At 68.4% G+C, this 16270-nt stretch carries 13 protein-coding genes; 11 read left to right on the forward strand and 2 right to left on the reverse strand.

The window, feature by feature from the left end; translation table 11 throughout:
• The first annotated feature begins 23 nt into the window (after nucleotides 1-23).
• The 8 genes from ilvG to leuB all read left to right on the forward strand — a co-directional run bounded on the left by ilvG (nucleotide 24) and on the right by leuB (nucleotide 8655).
• Nucleotides 24-1760, forward strand: coding sequence for an acetolactate synthase 2 catalytic subunit (ilvG, locus tag AC1VXD_RS07795; RefSeq protein WP_482991581.1), 1737 nt, complete (start codon nucleotides 24-26; stop codon nucleotides 1758-1760).
• The gene (locus AC1VXD_RS07800; RefSeq protein WP_079223152.1) at nucleotides 1744-1992 is read left to right on the forward strand and encodes an ACT domain-containing protein; all 249 of its coding nucleotides are present in this window, start codon (nucleotides 1744-1746) and stop codon (nucleotides 1990-1992) included. The genes ilvG and AC1VXD_RS07800 overlap by 17 nt, the downstream gene beginning before the upstream one ends.
• Before the next feature lie 99 nt (nucleotides 1993-2091).
• Nucleotides 2092-3183: a threonine dehydratase gene (locus AC1VXD_RS07805; protein ID WP_482991582.1), complete on the forward strand. Its 1092-nt coding sequence runs from the start codon at nucleotides 2092-2094 to the stop codon at nucleotides 3181-3183.
• Nucleotides 3180-4763 carry a 2-isopropylmalate synthase gene (locus AC1VXD_RS07810; RefSeq protein WP_482991583.1) on the forward strand — a complete coding sequence of 528 codons (1584 nt, stop codon included), beginning with the start codon at nucleotides 3180-3182 and terminating at the stop codon, nucleotides 4761-4763. Before AC1VXD_RS07805 ends, AC1VXD_RS07810 begins: the two co-directional genes overlap by 4 nt.
• A gap of 10 nt (nucleotides 4764-4773) precedes the next feature.
• Complete coding sequence (locus tag AC1VXD_RS07815; protein WP_482991584.1) at nucleotides 4774-5547, forward strand: class I SAM-dependent methyltransferase; 774 nt, start codon at nucleotides 4774-4776, stop codon at nucleotides 5545-5547.
• A 60-nt stretch (nucleotides 5548-5607) separates the two neighbouring features.
• Nucleotides 5608-7026, forward strand: a complete 1419-nt coding sequence (gene leuC, locus AC1VXD_RS07820) for a 3-isopropylmalate dehydratase large subunit (protein ID WP_482991585.1) — start codon at nucleotides 5608-5610, stop codon at nucleotides 7024-7026.
• Complete coding sequence (gene leuD / locus AC1VXD_RS07825; RefSeq protein ID WP_482991586.1) at nucleotides 7026-7604, forward strand: 3-isopropylmalate dehydratase small subunit; 579 nt, start codon at nucleotides 7026-7028, stop codon at nucleotides 7602-7604. The genes leuC and leuD overlap by 1 nt, the downstream gene beginning before the upstream one ends.
• Complete coding sequence (gene leuB, locus AC1VXD_RS07830) at nucleotides 7594-8655, forward strand: 3-isopropylmalate dehydrogenase (protein ID WP_482991587.1); 1062 nt, start codon at nucleotides 7594-7596, stop codon at nucleotides 8653-8655. The genes leuD and leuB overlap by 11 nt, the downstream gene beginning before the upstream one ends.
• Before the next feature lie 254 nt (nucleotides 8656-8909).
• On the opposite strand, the gene AC1VXD_RS07835 is transcribed toward leuB, so the two are convergent.
• Nucleotides 8910-12068 carry an efflux RND transporter permease subunit gene (locus tag AC1VXD_RS07835; protein WP_482991588.1) on the reverse strand — a complete coding sequence of 1053 codons (3159 nt, stop codon included), beginning with the start codon at nucleotides 12066-12068 and terminating at the stop codon, nucleotides 8910-8912.
• Between the two features lie 4 nt (nucleotides 12069-12072).
• Nucleotides 12073-13203 carry an efflux RND transporter periplasmic adaptor subunit gene (locus AC1VXD_RS07840; protein WP_482991589.1) on the reverse strand — a complete coding sequence of 377 codons (1131 nt, stop codon included), beginning with the start codon at nucleotides 13201-13203 and terminating at the stop codon, nucleotides 12073-12075.
• 121 nt (nucleotides 13204-13324) lie between these two features.
• On the opposite strand from AC1VXD_RS07840, the gene AC1VXD_RS07845 reads away from it, so the two are divergent.
• The 3 genes from AC1VXD_RS07845 to AC1VXD_RS07855 all read left to right on the forward strand — a co-directional run bounded on the left by AC1VXD_RS07845 (nucleotide 13325) and on the right by AC1VXD_RS07855 (nucleotide 16164).
• On the forward strand, nucleotides 13325-14002 hold the full coding sequence (locus AC1VXD_RS07845; protein WP_482991590.1) for a TetR/AcrR family transcriptional regulator: 678 nt from the start codon (nucleotides 13325-13327) through the stop codon (nucleotides 14000-14002).
• Nucleotides 14003-14141: 139 nt separating this feature from the next.
• Nucleotides 14142-14789, forward strand: coding sequence for a protein-L-isoaspartate O-methyltransferase family protein (locus AC1VXD_RS07850; protein WP_482991591.1), 648 nt, complete (start codon nucleotides 14142-14144; stop codon nucleotides 14787-14789).
• Between the two features lie 16 nt (nucleotides 14790-14805).
• Nucleotides 14806-16164 carry a TolC family outer membrane protein gene (locus AC1VXD_RS07855; protein ID WP_482991592.1) on the forward strand — a complete coding sequence of 453 codons (1359 nt, stop codon included), beginning with the start codon at nucleotides 14806-14808 and terminating at the stop codon, nucleotides 16162-16164.
• Nucleotides 16165-16270 lie beyond the last annotated feature (106 nt).

Consider the following 16270-nt stretch of genomic DNA (forward strand, 5'->3'; position numbering starts at 1 on the left):
CACCCGCTTTGCAAGGTTCCCCCATGAACTCTTCCACACACCGCAGCGTGCCGCCCAACGGCGCGCGCTGGCTGACCCAGGCGCTGGAGGCCGAGGGCGTCCGGACGCTGTTCGGCTATCCCGGCGGCACCATCATGCCGTTCTACGACGCGCTGGTGGATTCGTCGCTCAAGCACATCCTGGTGCGCCACGAGCAGGGTGCGGCGCTGGCGGCCAACGGCTTCGCCCGCGCCAGCGGCCAGGTCGGCGTCTGCGTGGCCACCTCCGGCCCCGGCGCGTCGAACCTGGTCACCGGCATCGCCGATGCGATGCTGGATTCGGTGCCGATGGTCTGCATCACCGGCCAGGTCGGCACGCCGCTGCTGGGTACCGACGCCTTCCAGGAACTGGATGTGTTCGGCCTGACCCTGCCCATCGTCAAGCACAGCTGGCTGGTGCGCAGCGTCGATGACCTGCCGCGCGTGGTGGCCGACGCCTTCCGCATTGCCCGCGAGGGCCGCCCCGGGCCGGTGCTGATCGACCTGCCCAAGGACGTGCAGCTGGCCGATGCCAGCCACCTGCCGGCGCACGTGCCGTCCCGCGTGGAGCCACCGGCGGCCGCCGCCGATGCGGCCATCGCCGAGGCCATCGCCGCCCTGGCGGCGGCCGAGAAGCCGGTGATCTACGCCGGTGGTGGCATTGCCCTGGGCGAGGCCGTGCAGGACCTGCGCGACTTCGCCGAGGCCAGCGCCATCCCCACCGTGATGACCCTGCGTGGCCTGGGCGCGCTGCCCCCGCAGCACCCGCAGTCGCTGGGCATGCTGGGCATGCACGGCACCCGCGCGGCGAACATGGCGGTGCAGGAAAGCGACCTGCTGCTGGTGCTGGGTGCGCGCTTCGATGATCGTGCCACCGGCAAGCTGACCGAGTTCGCGCCGTTCGCCCGCGTGGTCCACATCGACGCCGACGCCTACGAGATCTCCAAGCTGCGCAGCGCCGATGTCGCGGTGCCGGGCAATGTCAGCCATGCCATCCGTGCCCTGCGTGCGGCCTTCCCCTCCCCCCAGGCCCACCAGGACGCATGGCGCAAGCGCTGTGCCCAGCACCGCGACCGCTTCACCGCCCGCTACGACGCGCCGGGCCAGCACATCTATGCCCCGGCGCTGCTGAAGCGCCTGAGCGAAGTGGCGCCGGCTGACACGGTCATCGCCTGCGATGTCGGCCAGCACCAGATGTGGGTGGCCCAGCATTGCCGCTTCAACCACCCGCGCAACCACCTGACCAGTGGCGCGCTGGGCACCATGGGCTTCGGCCTGCCGGCGGCGATGGGCGCGCAGTTCGCCTGCCCCGACCGCACCGTGGTGCTGGTGTCCGGCGATGGCAGCTTCATGATGAACGTGCAGGAGCTGACCACCATCGCGCGTTGCCGGCTGCCGGTGAAGATCGTGCTGCTGGACAACAGTTCGCTGGGCATGGTGCGGCAGTGGCAGGAGCTGTTCTTCTCCGAGCGCTACAGCGAGATCGACCTGTCCGACAACCCGGACTTCGTGGCCCTGGCCAAGGTGTTCGGCATTGCCGCCACCCGCATCGACAACCGCGACGACGTCGAAGGCGGCCTGGCCGCGCTGCTGGCCGAACCGGGCCCCGCCCTGCTGCACGTGGCCATCGATGCACGCGCCAACGTGTGGCCGCTGGTGCCGCCCAACACCGCCAACAGCACCATGCTGGAAAGCAACCCCGCCCACGCCCGCCAGGAGACCCCCAATGCAATACCGGCTTGACCTGGTGCTGCACCCGGCCGAAGGCGCGCTGCTGCGCGTGATCGGCATGGCCGAGCGTCGCGGCTTCGCCCCGCGCGCGATCAGCGGCGCGCCGGTGGCCGCCGATGACGGTCGCTGGCACCTGCAGCTGGTCGTCGATGGCCAGCGGCCGCCGGAAACCCTGTGCCGGCAGATGGAAAAGATCTACGACTGCGTGTCGGTACAGCTGACACCCGTGGAAGGAGCAGCATGATGAACACCCGTACCGTAGCGACCACGGTGCCGGCACGGAGGCGTCTTCTTCCTCGCCCGTGCCCGCACCTGGCGCAGTCCGGCAACCCGCTGGTGGCCCATGCCGGCCGCTGATGCCAGCAAGGAAAGCGATGTCGGTGACGTAAGCGTCGCCGACGTACTGGCTGCGCAGGCCCGCCTGCGCCGCTTCCTGCCGCCTACCCCGCTGCACCATGCCGAGCGCTTCGGCACCTGGCTGAAGCTGGAAAACCTGCAGCGCACCGGTTCCTACAAGGTGCGCGGCGCATTGAACGCGCTGCTGGCCGGCCGCGAACGCGGCGACACCCGGCCGGTGATCTGCGCTTCGGCCGGCAACCACGCCCAGGGCGTGGCCTGGGCCGCCTACCGCCTGGACGTGCCGGCCATCACCGTGATGCCGCATGGCGCGCCGGCCACCAAGATCGCCGGTGTCGCCCACTGGGGCGCCACCGTACGCCAGCACGGCAGCAGCTACGACGAGGCCTTCGCCTTCGCCGTCGAACTGGCCGAGCGCCATGGCTACCGCTTCCTGTCCGCCTTCGACGATGCCGACGTGATCGCCGGCCAGGGCACGGTCGGCATCGAACTGGCACCGCATGCGCCGGACGTGGTGATCGTGCCGATCGGCGGCGGCGGCCTGGCCTCCGGCGTGGCGCTGGCACTGAAATCGCAGGGCGTGCGCATCATCGGTGCGCAGGTCGAGGGCGTCGATTCGATGGCCCGCGCGATCCATGGTGATGTCAACGAGATCGCACCGGTGCCGTCGCTGGCAGACGGCGTGCGGGTGAAGGTGCCCGGCTACCTGACCCGCCGCCTGTGCGCCTCGCTGCTGGACGACGTGGTGATCGTGCGCGAAGCCGAGCTGCGCGAGACCCTGGTCCGCCTGGCGCTGGAAGAACACATCATCGCCGAAGGCGCCGGTGCGCTGGCCTTGGCTGCCGGCCGCCGCGTGGCTGGCCGCCGCAAGTGTGCGGTGGTGTCCGGCGGCAACATCGATGCTGGCGTGCTGGCCGGCCTGCTGACCGACATCCGCCCGCGGCCGCCGCGCAAACCGCGCCGGCGCCGCAGTGAAACCCCACGCTCGCCCAGCAAGGCCAGCGCCCCCGCCTCCCCCACCTCTTCCCCTTCCCACCTGCAAGCCGTCGCGCCCGCTGTCGAGGAGATTTCCCTGTGACCACCATCGAACGAATTACCACCCCGCGCATCCGCATCTTCGACACCACCCTGCGTGACGGCGAGCAGTCCCCCGGCTGCAGCATGAGCCCGCCGCAGAAGCTGGTGATGGCGCGTGCGCTGGACGAACTGGGCGTGGACATCATCGAGACCGGCTTCCCGGCCAGCTCGCAGTCCGACCGCGAAGCGATGGCCCTGATCGGCCGTGAGCTGCGCCGCCCGAGCCTGACCCTGGCGGTGTTGTCGCGCTGCCTGCAGGCCGACATCGAAACCTCGGCACGCGCCCTGGAAGCAGCAGCCAATCCGCGCCTGCACCTGTTCCTGTCGACCAGCCCGCTGCACCGCGAGCACAAGCTGCGCATGACCCGAGAGCAGGTACTGGAGTCGGTACGCAGGCACGTCACCCTGGCCCGCACCTACGTCGACGACGTGGAGTTCTCGGCGGAGGATGCCACCCGCACCGAGCTGGACTACCTGATCGAAGTATCCCGCGTGGCGATCGCCGCCGGCGCGACCACCGTCAACCTGCCCGATACCGTCGGCTTCACCACGCCGGAAGAAATCCGCGCGATGTTCCAGCAGGTCATCGCCGGCGTGGCCGACGTGCCGAACGCAGCCAACGTGATCTTCAGCGCGCACTGCCACAACGACCTGGGCCTGGCCGTGGCCAACTCGCTGGCCGCCGTCGAAGGTGGCGCACGCCAGGTCGAGTGCACCATCAACGGCATCGGCGAACGCGCCGGCAACTGCTCGCTGGAAGAAATCGCCATGGTACTGAAGGTGCGCCAGGCCTTCTACGAGCAGGACACTGCGATCAACACCCCGCGCATCGTCGGCACCTCGCAGCTGCTGCAGCGCCTGGTCGGCATGCCGGTCCAGCGCAACAAGGCCATCGTCGGCGCCAATGCGTTCGCCCATGAATCGGGCATCCACCAGCACGGCATGCTGCGCCACCGCGGCACCTACGAAATCATGCGTCCGGAAGACGTGGGCTGGGAAGATTCGCAGATGGTGCTGGGCCGCCACAGTGGCCGCGCCGCGGTCGAATCGCGCCTGCGTGCGCTGGGCTTCTGGCTGGAAGAAGACGAGCTGAAGCTGGTCTTCGAGCAGTTCAAGGCGATGTGCGAGCAGCAGCGCGTGGTCACCGATGCCGACCTGCAGGCCTTGATGCAGGGCGGCGCCAACAACCAGGGCTACCGCCTGGCCTCGATGACCATCAGCGACGTCGGCAGCCGCGCCAATGCGCTGGTCGAACTGTCCGACCCGGAAGGCAACCGCGTGGCCGAAACCGCGCAGGGCGATGGCCCGGTCGATGCCCTGTTCGGCGCACTGTCCTCGGCCACCGGCGTGCAGCTGCAGCTGGACAGCTACCAGGTGCACAGCGTCGGCATCGGTGCCGATGCGCGTGGGGAAGCCAACCTGAGCGTGCGCCACGAAGGCGTGGAGTACGACGGCACCGGCACCAGCAAGGACATCATCGAAGCCTCCGCGCTGGCCTGGCTGGACGTAGCCAACCGCCTGCTGCGCCAGCGCCAGGCCGCCGCCAGCAGCACCGAAACCCCGACCGCCGCCACTGCCTGAGGAAACTGACATGAGCGCCTTCGACACCGCCACCACGGCCGCCGGCCAGCAGTGGAACGCCCAGGACTATGCGATCGATGCCGGCTTCGTGCCACTGCTCGGCGGTGCGGTGTCGCGCCTGCTCGACCCGCGCACCGGTGAACGCATCCTCGACCTGGGCTGTGGCGATGGCGTACTCAGCACCGAACTGGCCCTGAGCGGCGCACGCATCCACGGCGTGGACGCCTCGCCGGAACTGGTCAATGCCGCCCGCGCGCGGGGCGTCGATGCCCAGGTGATGGATGGCCGCGCGCTGACCTTCAACGCCGAGTTCGATGCGGTGTTCAGCAATGCCGCGCTGCACTGGATGGGCAGCCCGGACCGCGTGCTGGAAGGCGTGCGTCGTTCCCTGCGCCCCGGCGGCCGTTTCGTCGCCGAGTTCGGCGGCCATGGCAACGTGGCCACGATCATCGCCGCGGTGCAGGCCGCACGCGTTGCCCATGGCCATGGCGCCAGCACGTTCCAGTGGTATTTCCCCACTGCCGATGCCTACGCCGACCGCCTGCGCCAGCATGGGTTCCAGGTGCAGCTGATCGAAACCACGCCGCGCCCCACCGCGCTGCCGACCGGCGTGGCCGGCTGGCTGCGGGTGTTTGCCGCGCCGCTGCTGGACGATCTGCCGGCGGCCGCCCGCGCCACCGTGCGCGAGGCCGCCGTGGCTCTGCTGGACGATCTGCCGCGCGACGCAGCCGGCCAGCCGCTGGCCGACTACGTGCGCCTGCGCGTGCTCGCCCGCCGTCGCTGACTTGACCGTTCCACTTTCTTTATTGATGTTCGCTCTCTCGTACTTCTGCCAGGCATACGCATGACTTCCGCACCCCGCACCCTGTACGACAAACTGTGGGACGCCCACGTGGTGGTTCCCGAATCCGACAGCGCCCCCGCCGTGCTGTACATCGACCTGCACCTGATCCACGAGGTCACCTCGCCGCAGGCGTTCACCGAGCTGCGTTCGCGCGGCCTGACGCCACGCCGCCCGGATCGCACCAAGGCGTCGATGGACCACTCCACCCCAACCCTGCCGGCCGGTGCCGACGGCAAGCTGCCCTACGCCAGCGCCGCCTCCGAAGCGCAGGTCGCCACCCTGGCGCGCAACTGCGCCGAGCATGGCATCGAACTGTTCGACATGGCCTCGGACAACCGCGGCATCGTCCACGTCATCGCCCCGGAGCAGGGTTTCACCCAGCCCGGGATGACCATCGTCTGCGGTGACAGCCACACCTCCACCCACGGCGCGTTCGGTTCGCTGGCCTTCGGCATCGGCACCAGCGAAGTCGGCCACGTGCTGGCCTCCCAGTGCCTGCTTCAGCGTAAGGCCAAGACCTTTGCGATCACCGTTGATGGCCCGCTGGCGCCCGGCGTCGGGGCCAAGGACGTAGTCCTGCACATCATCGGCGTGATCGGCGTCAACGGTGGCACCGGCCACGTCATCGAGTTCCGCGGCAGCACCATCGAGGCGATGGACATGGAACAGCGCATGACCCTGTGCAACATGTCGATCGAAGCCGGTGCGCGTGCCGGCATGGTCGCCCCGGACCAGGTCACCTTCGACTTCGTGGCCGCTACCCCGCGCGGCCCCAAGGGCGCCGACTTCGACGCCGCGGTGGCCCGCTGGCAGCAGCTGCGCAGTGATGAAGGGGCATGCTTCGACAGCGAAGTGCGCATCGATGCCGCCGACATCCGCCCGACGCTGACCTGGGGCACGCACCCGGGCACCGCCATCGCCGTGGACATGCCCATCCCCGCCGCCAACGATGCTGCCGCGCAGAAGGGCCTGGACTACATGCACTTGCAGGCCGGCAAGGCTCTCGCCGGGACGCCGGTGGACGTGGTGTTCGTCGGCTCGTGCACCAATGGCCGCCTGAGCGACATGCGCGAAGTGGCGCAGGTGCTGCGTGGCCGCCACATCGCCGAGGGCGTGCGGATGCTGGTGGTGCCGGGCTCGGAAATCGTCAAGCGCCAGGCCGAGGCCGAAGGCATCCACGAGATCGTGCGCGCGGCCGGTGCCGAATGGCGCGAGCCGGGCTGCTCGATGTGCATCGCAATGAACGGTGACCTGGTCGCGCCCGGCCAGCTGGCGGTGAGCACCAGCAACCGCAACTTCGAGGGTCGCCAGGGTCCCGGTTCGCGCACCCTGCTGGCCTCGCCGATGAGCGCGGCGTGGGCCGCGGTGAAGGGCCAGGTGGCCGATACCCGCGAACTGTTCGCACAGGAGGTCGCGTAATGGCCGGTTTCCGTACCCTGACCTCGTCAAGCGTGGTGCTGGCGCAGACCAACATCGACACCGACCAGATCATTCCGGCGCGGTTCCTGTCCACCACCGAACGCGCCGGCCTGGGCCGCAACGCATTCAATGACTGGCGCTGGCAGGCCGACGGTTCGCCGGTGGCCGACTTCGCCTTCAACCAGCCGCACAACGCCGGCCGCAGCATCCTGCTGGCCGGCCGCAACTTCGGCTGCGGTTCCTCGCGCGAGCATGCGCCGTGGGCACTGACCGACCTGGGTCTGCGCGCCATCGTCAGCAGCGAGATCGCCGACATCTTCCGCGGCAACTCGCTGAAGAACGGCCTGCTGCCGATCGTGCTGGATGAAGCCGACGTGCAGGCGCTGATGCAGCGCCCGGACGACGCGCTGACCATCGACGTGGCCGCGCGCGAGCTGCGCACCCCCGACGGCCGCGTCTATTCGTTCCCGCTGGACGGCTTCTCGCAGACCTGCCTGCTGGAAGGTGTCGACCAGTTGGGGTATCTGTTGGGCCGTGTCCCTGAAATCGACCGTTATGAGAGTGAGCATGCACGCTGAAATTGTTGTCCTGCCCGGTGATGGCATCGGCCCTGAAGTCGCCGCCGCCGCGGTTGCCGTCCTGAAGGCCGTCGCCGAACGCTTCAACCACACCTTCACCTTCAGCGAGCACGATATCGGTGGCATCGCCATCGACCGCCACGGCGAGCCGCTGCCGGCCGCCACCCTCACCGCCTGCCAGGCCGCCAACGCGGTGCTGCTGGGCGCCGTGGGTGGCCCGAAGTGGTCCGACCCGAACGCCAAGGTGCGTCCGGAACAGGGCCTGCTGGCGATCCGCAAGGCACTGGGCCTGTACGCCAACCTGCGCCCGGTGCGCACCCATGAAGCCGCGCTGCATGCCTCGCCGATCAAGGCCGAGCTGCTGCAGGGCGTGGACTTCGTGGTGGTGCGCGAACTGACCGGCGGCATCTACTTCGGCGACAAGACCCGCGACGCCGACAGCGCCAGCGACCTGTGCCGCTACACCGTGGCCGAGATCGAGCGCGTGCTGCGCAGCGCTTTCCGCCTGGCCCAGCAGCGCCGCGGCAAGGTCACTTCGGTGGACAAGGCCAACGTGCTGGAAACCTCGCGCCTGTGGCGTGACGTGGCCGCGCGCATCGGCCGCGAGGAATTCCCGGACATTGCACTGGAACACCAGCTGGTCGATTCGATGGCCATGCACCTGCTGGCCAAGCCGCGCGAGTACGACGTGATCGTCACCGAGAACATGTTCGGCGACATCCTCACCGATGAAGCCTCGATGCTGGCCGGTTCGCTGGGCCTGCTGCCGTCGGCCTCGCTGGGTGAGCCGGGCGCGGTGGGCATCTACGAACCCATCCACGGTTCGGCCCCGGACATCGCCGGCAAGGGCATTGCCAACCCCTACGCGACCCTCTTCAGCGCCGCGATGCTGCTGCGCCATTCGCTGGACCTGGAGGCCGAAGCCGCTGCGGTGGAAGCCGCCGTGCACGCGGTGCTGGATGACGGCGTGTTCACCGCCGATCTCGCGGCCAAGGGGCAGGCGGTCAGCACCGCTGCCGCCACCGACGCGGTGCTTGCCAAGCTGAAGTGATTTCAGGAAGGGGTCGGATCCTTTTCTGCAGGAAAAGGCTCTGCCCCCGGCAACTGCCGTCGAGCATGGCTGCACTGCCCCCTGCCGGTGCAGCCACCCATGGGCTGGCTGCACTGTAGATCCACGCCATGCGTGGATGGGGTCGGATCCTTTCCGCAGGAAAGGCTTCCACCCTGCCAACCGCAGTCGAGCATGGCTCGACTCTACAGGGGTCGGGCTCCGACCCCGGCAACGGCAGTCGAGCAAGCTCGACTCTAGTCGCCCGGCTTGACCCGGAACCAGGCCGCGTACAGTGCGGGCAGGAACACCAGGGTCAGCACGGTGCCGACGATCAGCCCGCCCATGATCGAGATCGCCATCGAGCCGTAGAACGCGCTGCGCGACAGCGGGATCATCGCCAGCACGGCGGCGAGCGCGGTCAGCACGATCGGGCGGAAACGGCGCACTGTGGCGTCGATGATCGAATGCCAGCGGTCATGGCCGGCATCGATGTCCTGCTGGATCTGGTCGATCAGGATCACCGAGTTGCGCATGATCATGCCGGCCAGCGCGATGGTACCCAGCAGCGCCACGAAGCCGAACGGCGCATGGAACAGCAGCAGGAACAACGTGGCACCGATGATGCCCAGCGGCGCGGTCACCAGCACCATCGCCGCCCGCGAGAAGCTGCGCAGCTGCAGCATCAGCAGGGTCGCCACCACGATCAGGAACAGCGGCATGCCGGCCTTGATCGAATCCTGGCCGCGTGCCGAATCCTCCACCGTGCCGCCGGTTTCCAGCAGGTAGCCGCTGGGCAGCTGCGCACGGATGCCATCCAGCGTCGGCAAGAGCTGCTGCACCACGTCCAGCGGCTGCATGCCATCACCGATGTCGGCCCGCACGGTCACCGTCGGCAGGCGGTTGCGGTGCCAGATGATGCCGTCCTCGAAGCCGTACTCCATCGTCGCCACCTGCGACAGCGTGATGCTGCCACCGTTGGCGGTGGGCATCGCCAGGCTGGACAGCAGCTCCAGCTGGTCACGCTCGTCGGCCGGGCCACGCAGCAGCATCTCGATCTGGCGATTGCCTTCGCGGTACACGCTCACCGACTGCCCGGCCAGGGAACTGGCCAGGAACTGGCTGACCTGCGCACTGCTCACGCCCAGCGCGCGCGCGCGCGCCTGGTCGATCACCAGGCGCACCACCTTGCTCGGCTCGCTCCAGTCCAGGTTGACGTTGATGACGTGCGGGTTCTCGCGCACCTTGGCCTCGACCTGACGCGCGATGGCCTGCACCTGCTCGATGTGCTCGCCTGACACGCGCATCTGCACCGGGTAGCCCACCGGCGGGCCGTTTTCCAGGCGGGTCACGCGCATCTGCACGTCGGGGAACTGCGGGATGACGTCCTTCATCAGCCAGGTGCGCACGGTTTCGCGGGCGTGGGTGTCCTTGGCCAGCACCACGAACTGGGCGAAGTTGGTCGCCGGCAGCTGCTGGTCCAGCGGCAGGTAGAAGCGCGGCGAACCGGTGCCTACGTAGGACACGTAGTTGGCGATGCCCTCACGCCCGTGCAGCAGCTTTTCCAGCTTCTCGGCCTGGGCCTGGGTCGAGCGCAGCGAGGCGCCTTCGGCCAGTTCGATGTCGACCATCAGTTCCGGCCGGGTCGAATCGGGGAAGAACTGCTGCGGCACGAAACGGAACATCATCAGCGAGAACACGAACAGGCCGATGGTCGCGGCGATCACCCACCAGCGATGGCGCAGGCAGGCATCCAGGAAGCGGCGGAAGCGCTGGTAGAACGGCCGCTGGTAGGGGTCGTGGTCGTGGTCGTGACCGTGCTGCGCCGGGGCGATCAGGTAGGCCAGCGCCGGGAAGCGGTCGGCCCACTCCCGGCGCCGGGCCAGCCAGCGCGCGGACAGGCTGCCCGGCTTCGGCGGCTGCGGATTGAACAGGTCCGGCAGCATCTTGTCGCCAAGGTAGGGGATGAACAGCACCGCTGCGATCCACGACACCACAAGCGCGATGGTCACCACCTGGAACAGCGAGCGGGTGTACTCGCCCGTGCTCGACGCGGCAGTGGCGATCGGCAGGAAGCCAGCCGCGGTGATCAGCGTACCGGTCAGCATCGGGAACGCGGTCGATTCCCAGGCGAAGCTGGCCGCACGCAGGCGGTCGTAGCCCTGCTCCATCTTGGTGGCCATCATCTCCACCGCGATGATCGCATCGTCCACCAGCAGGCCCAGCGCCAGCACCAGCGCGCCCAGCGAGATCTTGTGCAGGCCGATGCCGAAGTAATGCATGACGAAGAAGGTCATCGCCAGCACCAGCGGAATGGTCACGCCCACCACCAGGCCGGTACGCAGGCCCAGCGAGAAGAAGCTGACCAGCAGCACGATCACCACGGCCTCGGTCAGCACCTGCACGAACTCGCCGACGGACTCGTCCACCGCCTGCGGCTGGTCGGAGACCTTGCGCAGCTGCATGCCGGTGGGCAGGGTCTTCTGCAGGCGCTCGAACTCCGCATCCAGGTTCGCACCCAGCTTGAGAATGTCGCCGCCGTCCTTCATCGCCACGGCCAGGCCGATGGCCTCTTCACCCATGAAGCGCATCTTCGGCGAGGCCGGATCGGCGAAGCCGCGCTTGACCTCGGCGATGTCGCCCAGGTGCACGGTGCGCTCGCCGGCACGCACCGGGAACTGGCGGATCGCCTCGATGCTGTCGAACTGGCCGGTGACGCGCAGCTGCACGCGGTCGGTCGGCGTTTCGAAGAAGCTGGTACCGGCAATCGCGTTCTGGTCAGCCAGCGCCTGCTGCACCTGCTGCATCGACAGGCCCAGCGTGGCCAGGCGGGTGTTGGACAGCTCGATCCACACCTTCTCGTCCTGCAGGCCGACCAGATCGATCTTGCCCACGTCGGGCACGCGCTGCAGTTCCAGCTGGATGCGGTCAGCGTAGTCACGCATCACCGCATAGTCGAAGCCCTTGCCGGTGAGCGCGTAGATGTTGCCGTAGGTATCGCCGAACTCATCGTTGTAGAACGGGCCGACGATCTCGCGCGGCAACGTCGCGCGGATGTCGCCCACGCGCTTGCGCACCTGGTACCACAGGTCCGGGATCTGCCTGGAACGCAGGCTGTCGCGGGCCATGAAGATCACCTGCGATTCGCCCGGGCGCGAGTATGAGCGGATGAACTCGTATTCGCCGGTGTTCATCAGCGCCTTTTCGATCGGCTCGGTCACCTGCCGCGACACCTGCTCGGCGGTGGCGCCGGGCCATTGCGTGCGGATCACCATCGCCTTGAAGGTGAACGGCGGGTCCTCGGACTGGCCGAGGTGCTTGTACGACCACGCGCCGATCACGGCGAAGGCGAGCATGGCGAACAGCACCAGCGGACGATTGGCCAGCGCCCACTCGGAAAGATTGAAGCGGCTCACCGGCTTACTCCTTGGCCTTCGGCGCGGCGGCCGGCGTGGCCGGCTTCAGCACCGGGCGGTTCTGCCGGTCCACGGCGGTCACCGGCTGGCCGGCGCGCAGCAGGTGGCCACCCGCGGCCACCACCCAATCACCTGCAGCGACGCCGGACAGCACCGGCACGCTGTCGCTGCCATAGGCACCGGTGGTGACGGCCACTTCCTTCAGCGTGCTGCTGGCCGGGTCCACCACCCAGACACTGGAGGCGCCGTTGGCACCGCGCTGCAGGGCAGCCAGCGGCAACTGCAGGGTGCCGTTGCGTCCGGCGCTGCTGAACACCCGCGCGCTCTGCCCCAGCTCGACATCGGCCAGCGCTTCGGCGGCCAGGCTGACGCGGGTGGCGTAGGTGCGCGCCTGCGGGTCGGCCGCAGCGGCGATCTCGCGGATCGTGCCCGGCAGGCGCTGGCCCGGCCGGTTCCACAGTTCCACCTGTACCGGCTGGCCCACCGCGTAGTCGCGGAAGGTCGCTTCGGGCAGGTCGATCAGCACTTCGCGGGCGCCATCGGCAGCCAGGTTGAAGATGGTCTGGCCGGCCGACACCACCTGCCCGGCCTCGGCCTCGCGGCTGGCGATCACGCCGTCGGCCGGCGCGCGCAGCTGGGCATAACCCGCCTGGTTGCGCAGCACGTCGAGGTTGGCGCGGGCCGCGTTGGCCTGGCCCTGTGCGGCCTTGAAGGCGGCACTCTGCTGGTCCAGCTGCGAGCGGCTGACCAGCTGCTGGTCGGCCAGCACCTGGTAGCGCTTGAGGTCATCGCGGGTACGCGCCAGGTCGGCTTCGGCCGCAGCCAGCTGTGCCTGCGAGGCGCGGGCCTGCAGGGCGAAGTCGGCCACGTCCAGCTCGGCCAGCACGTCGCCCTTCTTCACCCGCTGGCCGGCATCGACGTGGCGCTTGACCAGGTTGCCGCCCACGCGGAACGACAGCGGACTTTCCTGGCGGGCCCGGATGGTGCCCGGGAACGACGCCGCGCCCTGACCGGCCTGCTCGCCCGGATGCAGCACCAGTACCGGCACCGCGGCCTGCGGCGCCTGCTCCGGCCCTGAACAGGCGGCCAGCGCCACCACCCACACCCAACTGCCCAGCCAGCGCACGCTCTTCATCGATCAACGTCCTGAAAACACAGGGTTCAAACGCGGGGGAGCCGGCACGAGGGCCGACCCCAATTTAGTAAACTGGCCGGTATAGTATAAATATCGAACCGGTTGGTCTAGTATTACGGGAATGAGTTCTCCCACTTCCCGCAAAGCATCGGCCAAGCCTGCTGGCAAGGCCGCCGGTCCCGGGCGTCCGAAGGACCTCGGCAAGCGCGCGGCGATCCTCGAAGCGGCCAAGACCCTGTTCGTCGAACAGGGCTATACCGGCGTGAGCATGGACAGCATCGCCGCCCAGGCGGGCGTATCGAAGCTGACCGTTTACAGCCATTTCGGCGATAAAGAAACGCTTTTCACCGAAGCTGTGCAGTCCAAGTGCATGGAGATGCTGCCGGACGCGCTGTTCGTGGCCGATGCCGAAGGCCCGCTGCGCGACCAGCTGCTGGGTATCGGCCAGGCCTTCTTCGAGATGATCACCTCCGATGCGGCGATCTCGGTGCAGCGGGTGATGATGGCCCCGGAGACCGACGAACGCCTGCGCGAACTGTTCTGGCAGGCCGGCCCGGAACGCACGTGCGAGGCGCTGGCCGATTTCCTGCGTTCGCGCACCGCGCGCGGCGAGCTGGAGATCAGCGATTTCCGCCTGGCCGGCCAGCAGTTCCTGACCCTCATCAAGGGCGAGGTGCACATGAACCGGATGTGCGGCATGCCGCTGTCACCGGGACAGTGCGATGCTTCCAGCCACGTGCCCGACAGCGTCGATTTCTTCCTTCGCGCCTATGCGCCGCGAGGGCCGGGGACCGCCTGAAACACCAAACTGAACGAACCGGAGGTCGCGATGACTTCCGGCACTGCGACCCCGGCCGCCCGAAAGCTGATGCTCTGGGCGCGCCGCCGGCCTCCGGCACCGGTAAAATGGCCGGCCCACTGCGCTGGATTTGAACCTCATGACGATTGATTACGCCCACGCCCGCGAACTGATGGTGGAACAGCAGATCCGTCCCTGGGATGTGCTGGACATCAAGGTGCTCGACGTGCTCGCCCGCCTGCCGCGCGAGGCCTTTGTCGCTGACGCGCACCGGGCGCTGGCCTATGCCGACGTCGAACTGCCGATCGGCAACGGCCAGAAGATGATGAAGCCGGTCATCGAGGGCCGTACCCTGCAGGCGCTGGATCTGCAGCCGGGTGACGAAGTGCTGGAAATCGGCACCGGCAGCGGCTTCCTTTCGGCCTGTATCGGCGCGCTGGCGCGCGACGTGCTGAGCCTTGAAATCGATCCGGAGCTGGCCGCCGCTGCACGCGCCCGCCTGGATGCTTCGGGCCTGGGCACCAACGTCCGCGTCGAAGTGGCCGATGCCCTGGCCTGGCAGACCGAGCGCCGTTTTGACGTGATCTGTGTCACTGGCGCGGTCGACGTGGTGCCGTCACAGTTCGCCTCGTGGCTGCGTCCCGGTGGTCGCCTGTTCGTGATCCACGGCCGCTCGCCGGCGATGGAAGCCCTGCTGGTCAAGGCCGATGGCAGCACCGAATCGCTGTTTGAAACCGATATCGATTACCTGCGTGGTGCCGCCCCGGCCCCCCAGTTCCACCTCTGAGTCCAAGGAAGCCGCAATGATCCGCCGATCCCTCGCTGTTGCGCTGGCCACTGCCCTGCTGCCGTTGTCCGCCCATGCCGCCGACCTGCTGCAGGTCTACGAAATGGCACGCAATGGCGATCCGCAACTGTCGGCCGCCGAATCAACCCGGCTGTACGACAAGGAAGGCGCCGTGCAGGCGCGTGCCGCGCTGCTGCCGCAGATCAACGGCACCGCCTCGTTGAACCGCACGCGCACCGAGGCCGATGCCGATGCCAACACCGGCACCGTCACCAGCAAGCGCCGCAACTACACGATCGACGGCAGCCAGACGCTGTTCAACTGGACGCAGATCAGCAACCTGCGCTCGCAGCGTGAGCTGAGCAAGGCGGCGGATTTCACCCTCGATTCGGCCAACGACAGCCTGATCGTGCGCACCTCGGCAGCCTACTTCAACGTGCTGGTGGCGATCGAATCGCTGAACGCCGCACAGACCAATGAAGCGGCCGCGAAGAAGCAGTTCGACTTCGCCGACAAGCGCCTGGAAGTGGGCCTGGCGCCGATCACCGACGTGCACGAAGCGCGTGCCCAGTATGACCAGGCGCGCGCCAACACCATCGTTGCGCAGAATACCCTGGCTGATAACTACCAGGCCCTGACCGAACTGACCGGCCAGCCGGTGATGAACCTGAAGGGCCTGCCGGCCGACTTCCGTCCGGAAGTGCCGGCCAACCGCGGCAACATCAGCGAACTGGTGCAGCAGGCGACCAGCCAGAACCCGGCGCTGAAGGCGCAGGAACTGAAGGTCAGCGCGGCTGAAGCCGGCGTGCAGGCTGCACGTGGCGGCCACTACCCGACCCTGTCACTGGGCGGCAGCTGGGGCAAGAGCGCGACCTGGGGCGACAGCGTCGGTTCCGGTTCGCTGTCCCCGGATGCGCGCACCAACAGCATCGGCCTGACCCTGAGCGTGCCGATCTTCTCCGGCGGTGCCACCCAGTCCGGCGTGCGCCAGGCGCTGGCCCAGCGTGACATCGCCCAGGACGGCTACGAGCAGCAGAAGCGTGCCCTGGACCGCAACACCCGCAATGCCTACCAGACCCTGGTGCAGGGCATCAGCGAAGTGGAAGCCCGGCGCCTGGCGGTGGTTTCGGCGCAGAGCGCGTATGACGCGTCGCAGGTCGGCCTGGAAGTGGGTACCCGCACCGTGCTGGACGTGATCCAGAACCAGCGTATCCTGTTCTCGGCGCAGCTGGACTACGCCAACGCCCGCTACACCTTCCTGCAGAACCGCCTGCTGCTGAGCCAGTCGCTCGGTGCGCTGGATGTGGCCGAACTGCAGGACATCAATCGCCTGCTGACCCAGGATGCCGGCAACCCGGCCACGACCACGAACTGAGTCGTCGCCTGCTGGTAGAACGAAAAAGCCACCCGCGAGGGTGGCTTTTTTGTGGGTGCGGGTCGCGAGGCCTGCATCCACGCATGGCGTGGATCCACGGGGGCGC

Source organism: Stenotrophomonas sp. STEN054, from assembly GCF_056854535.1.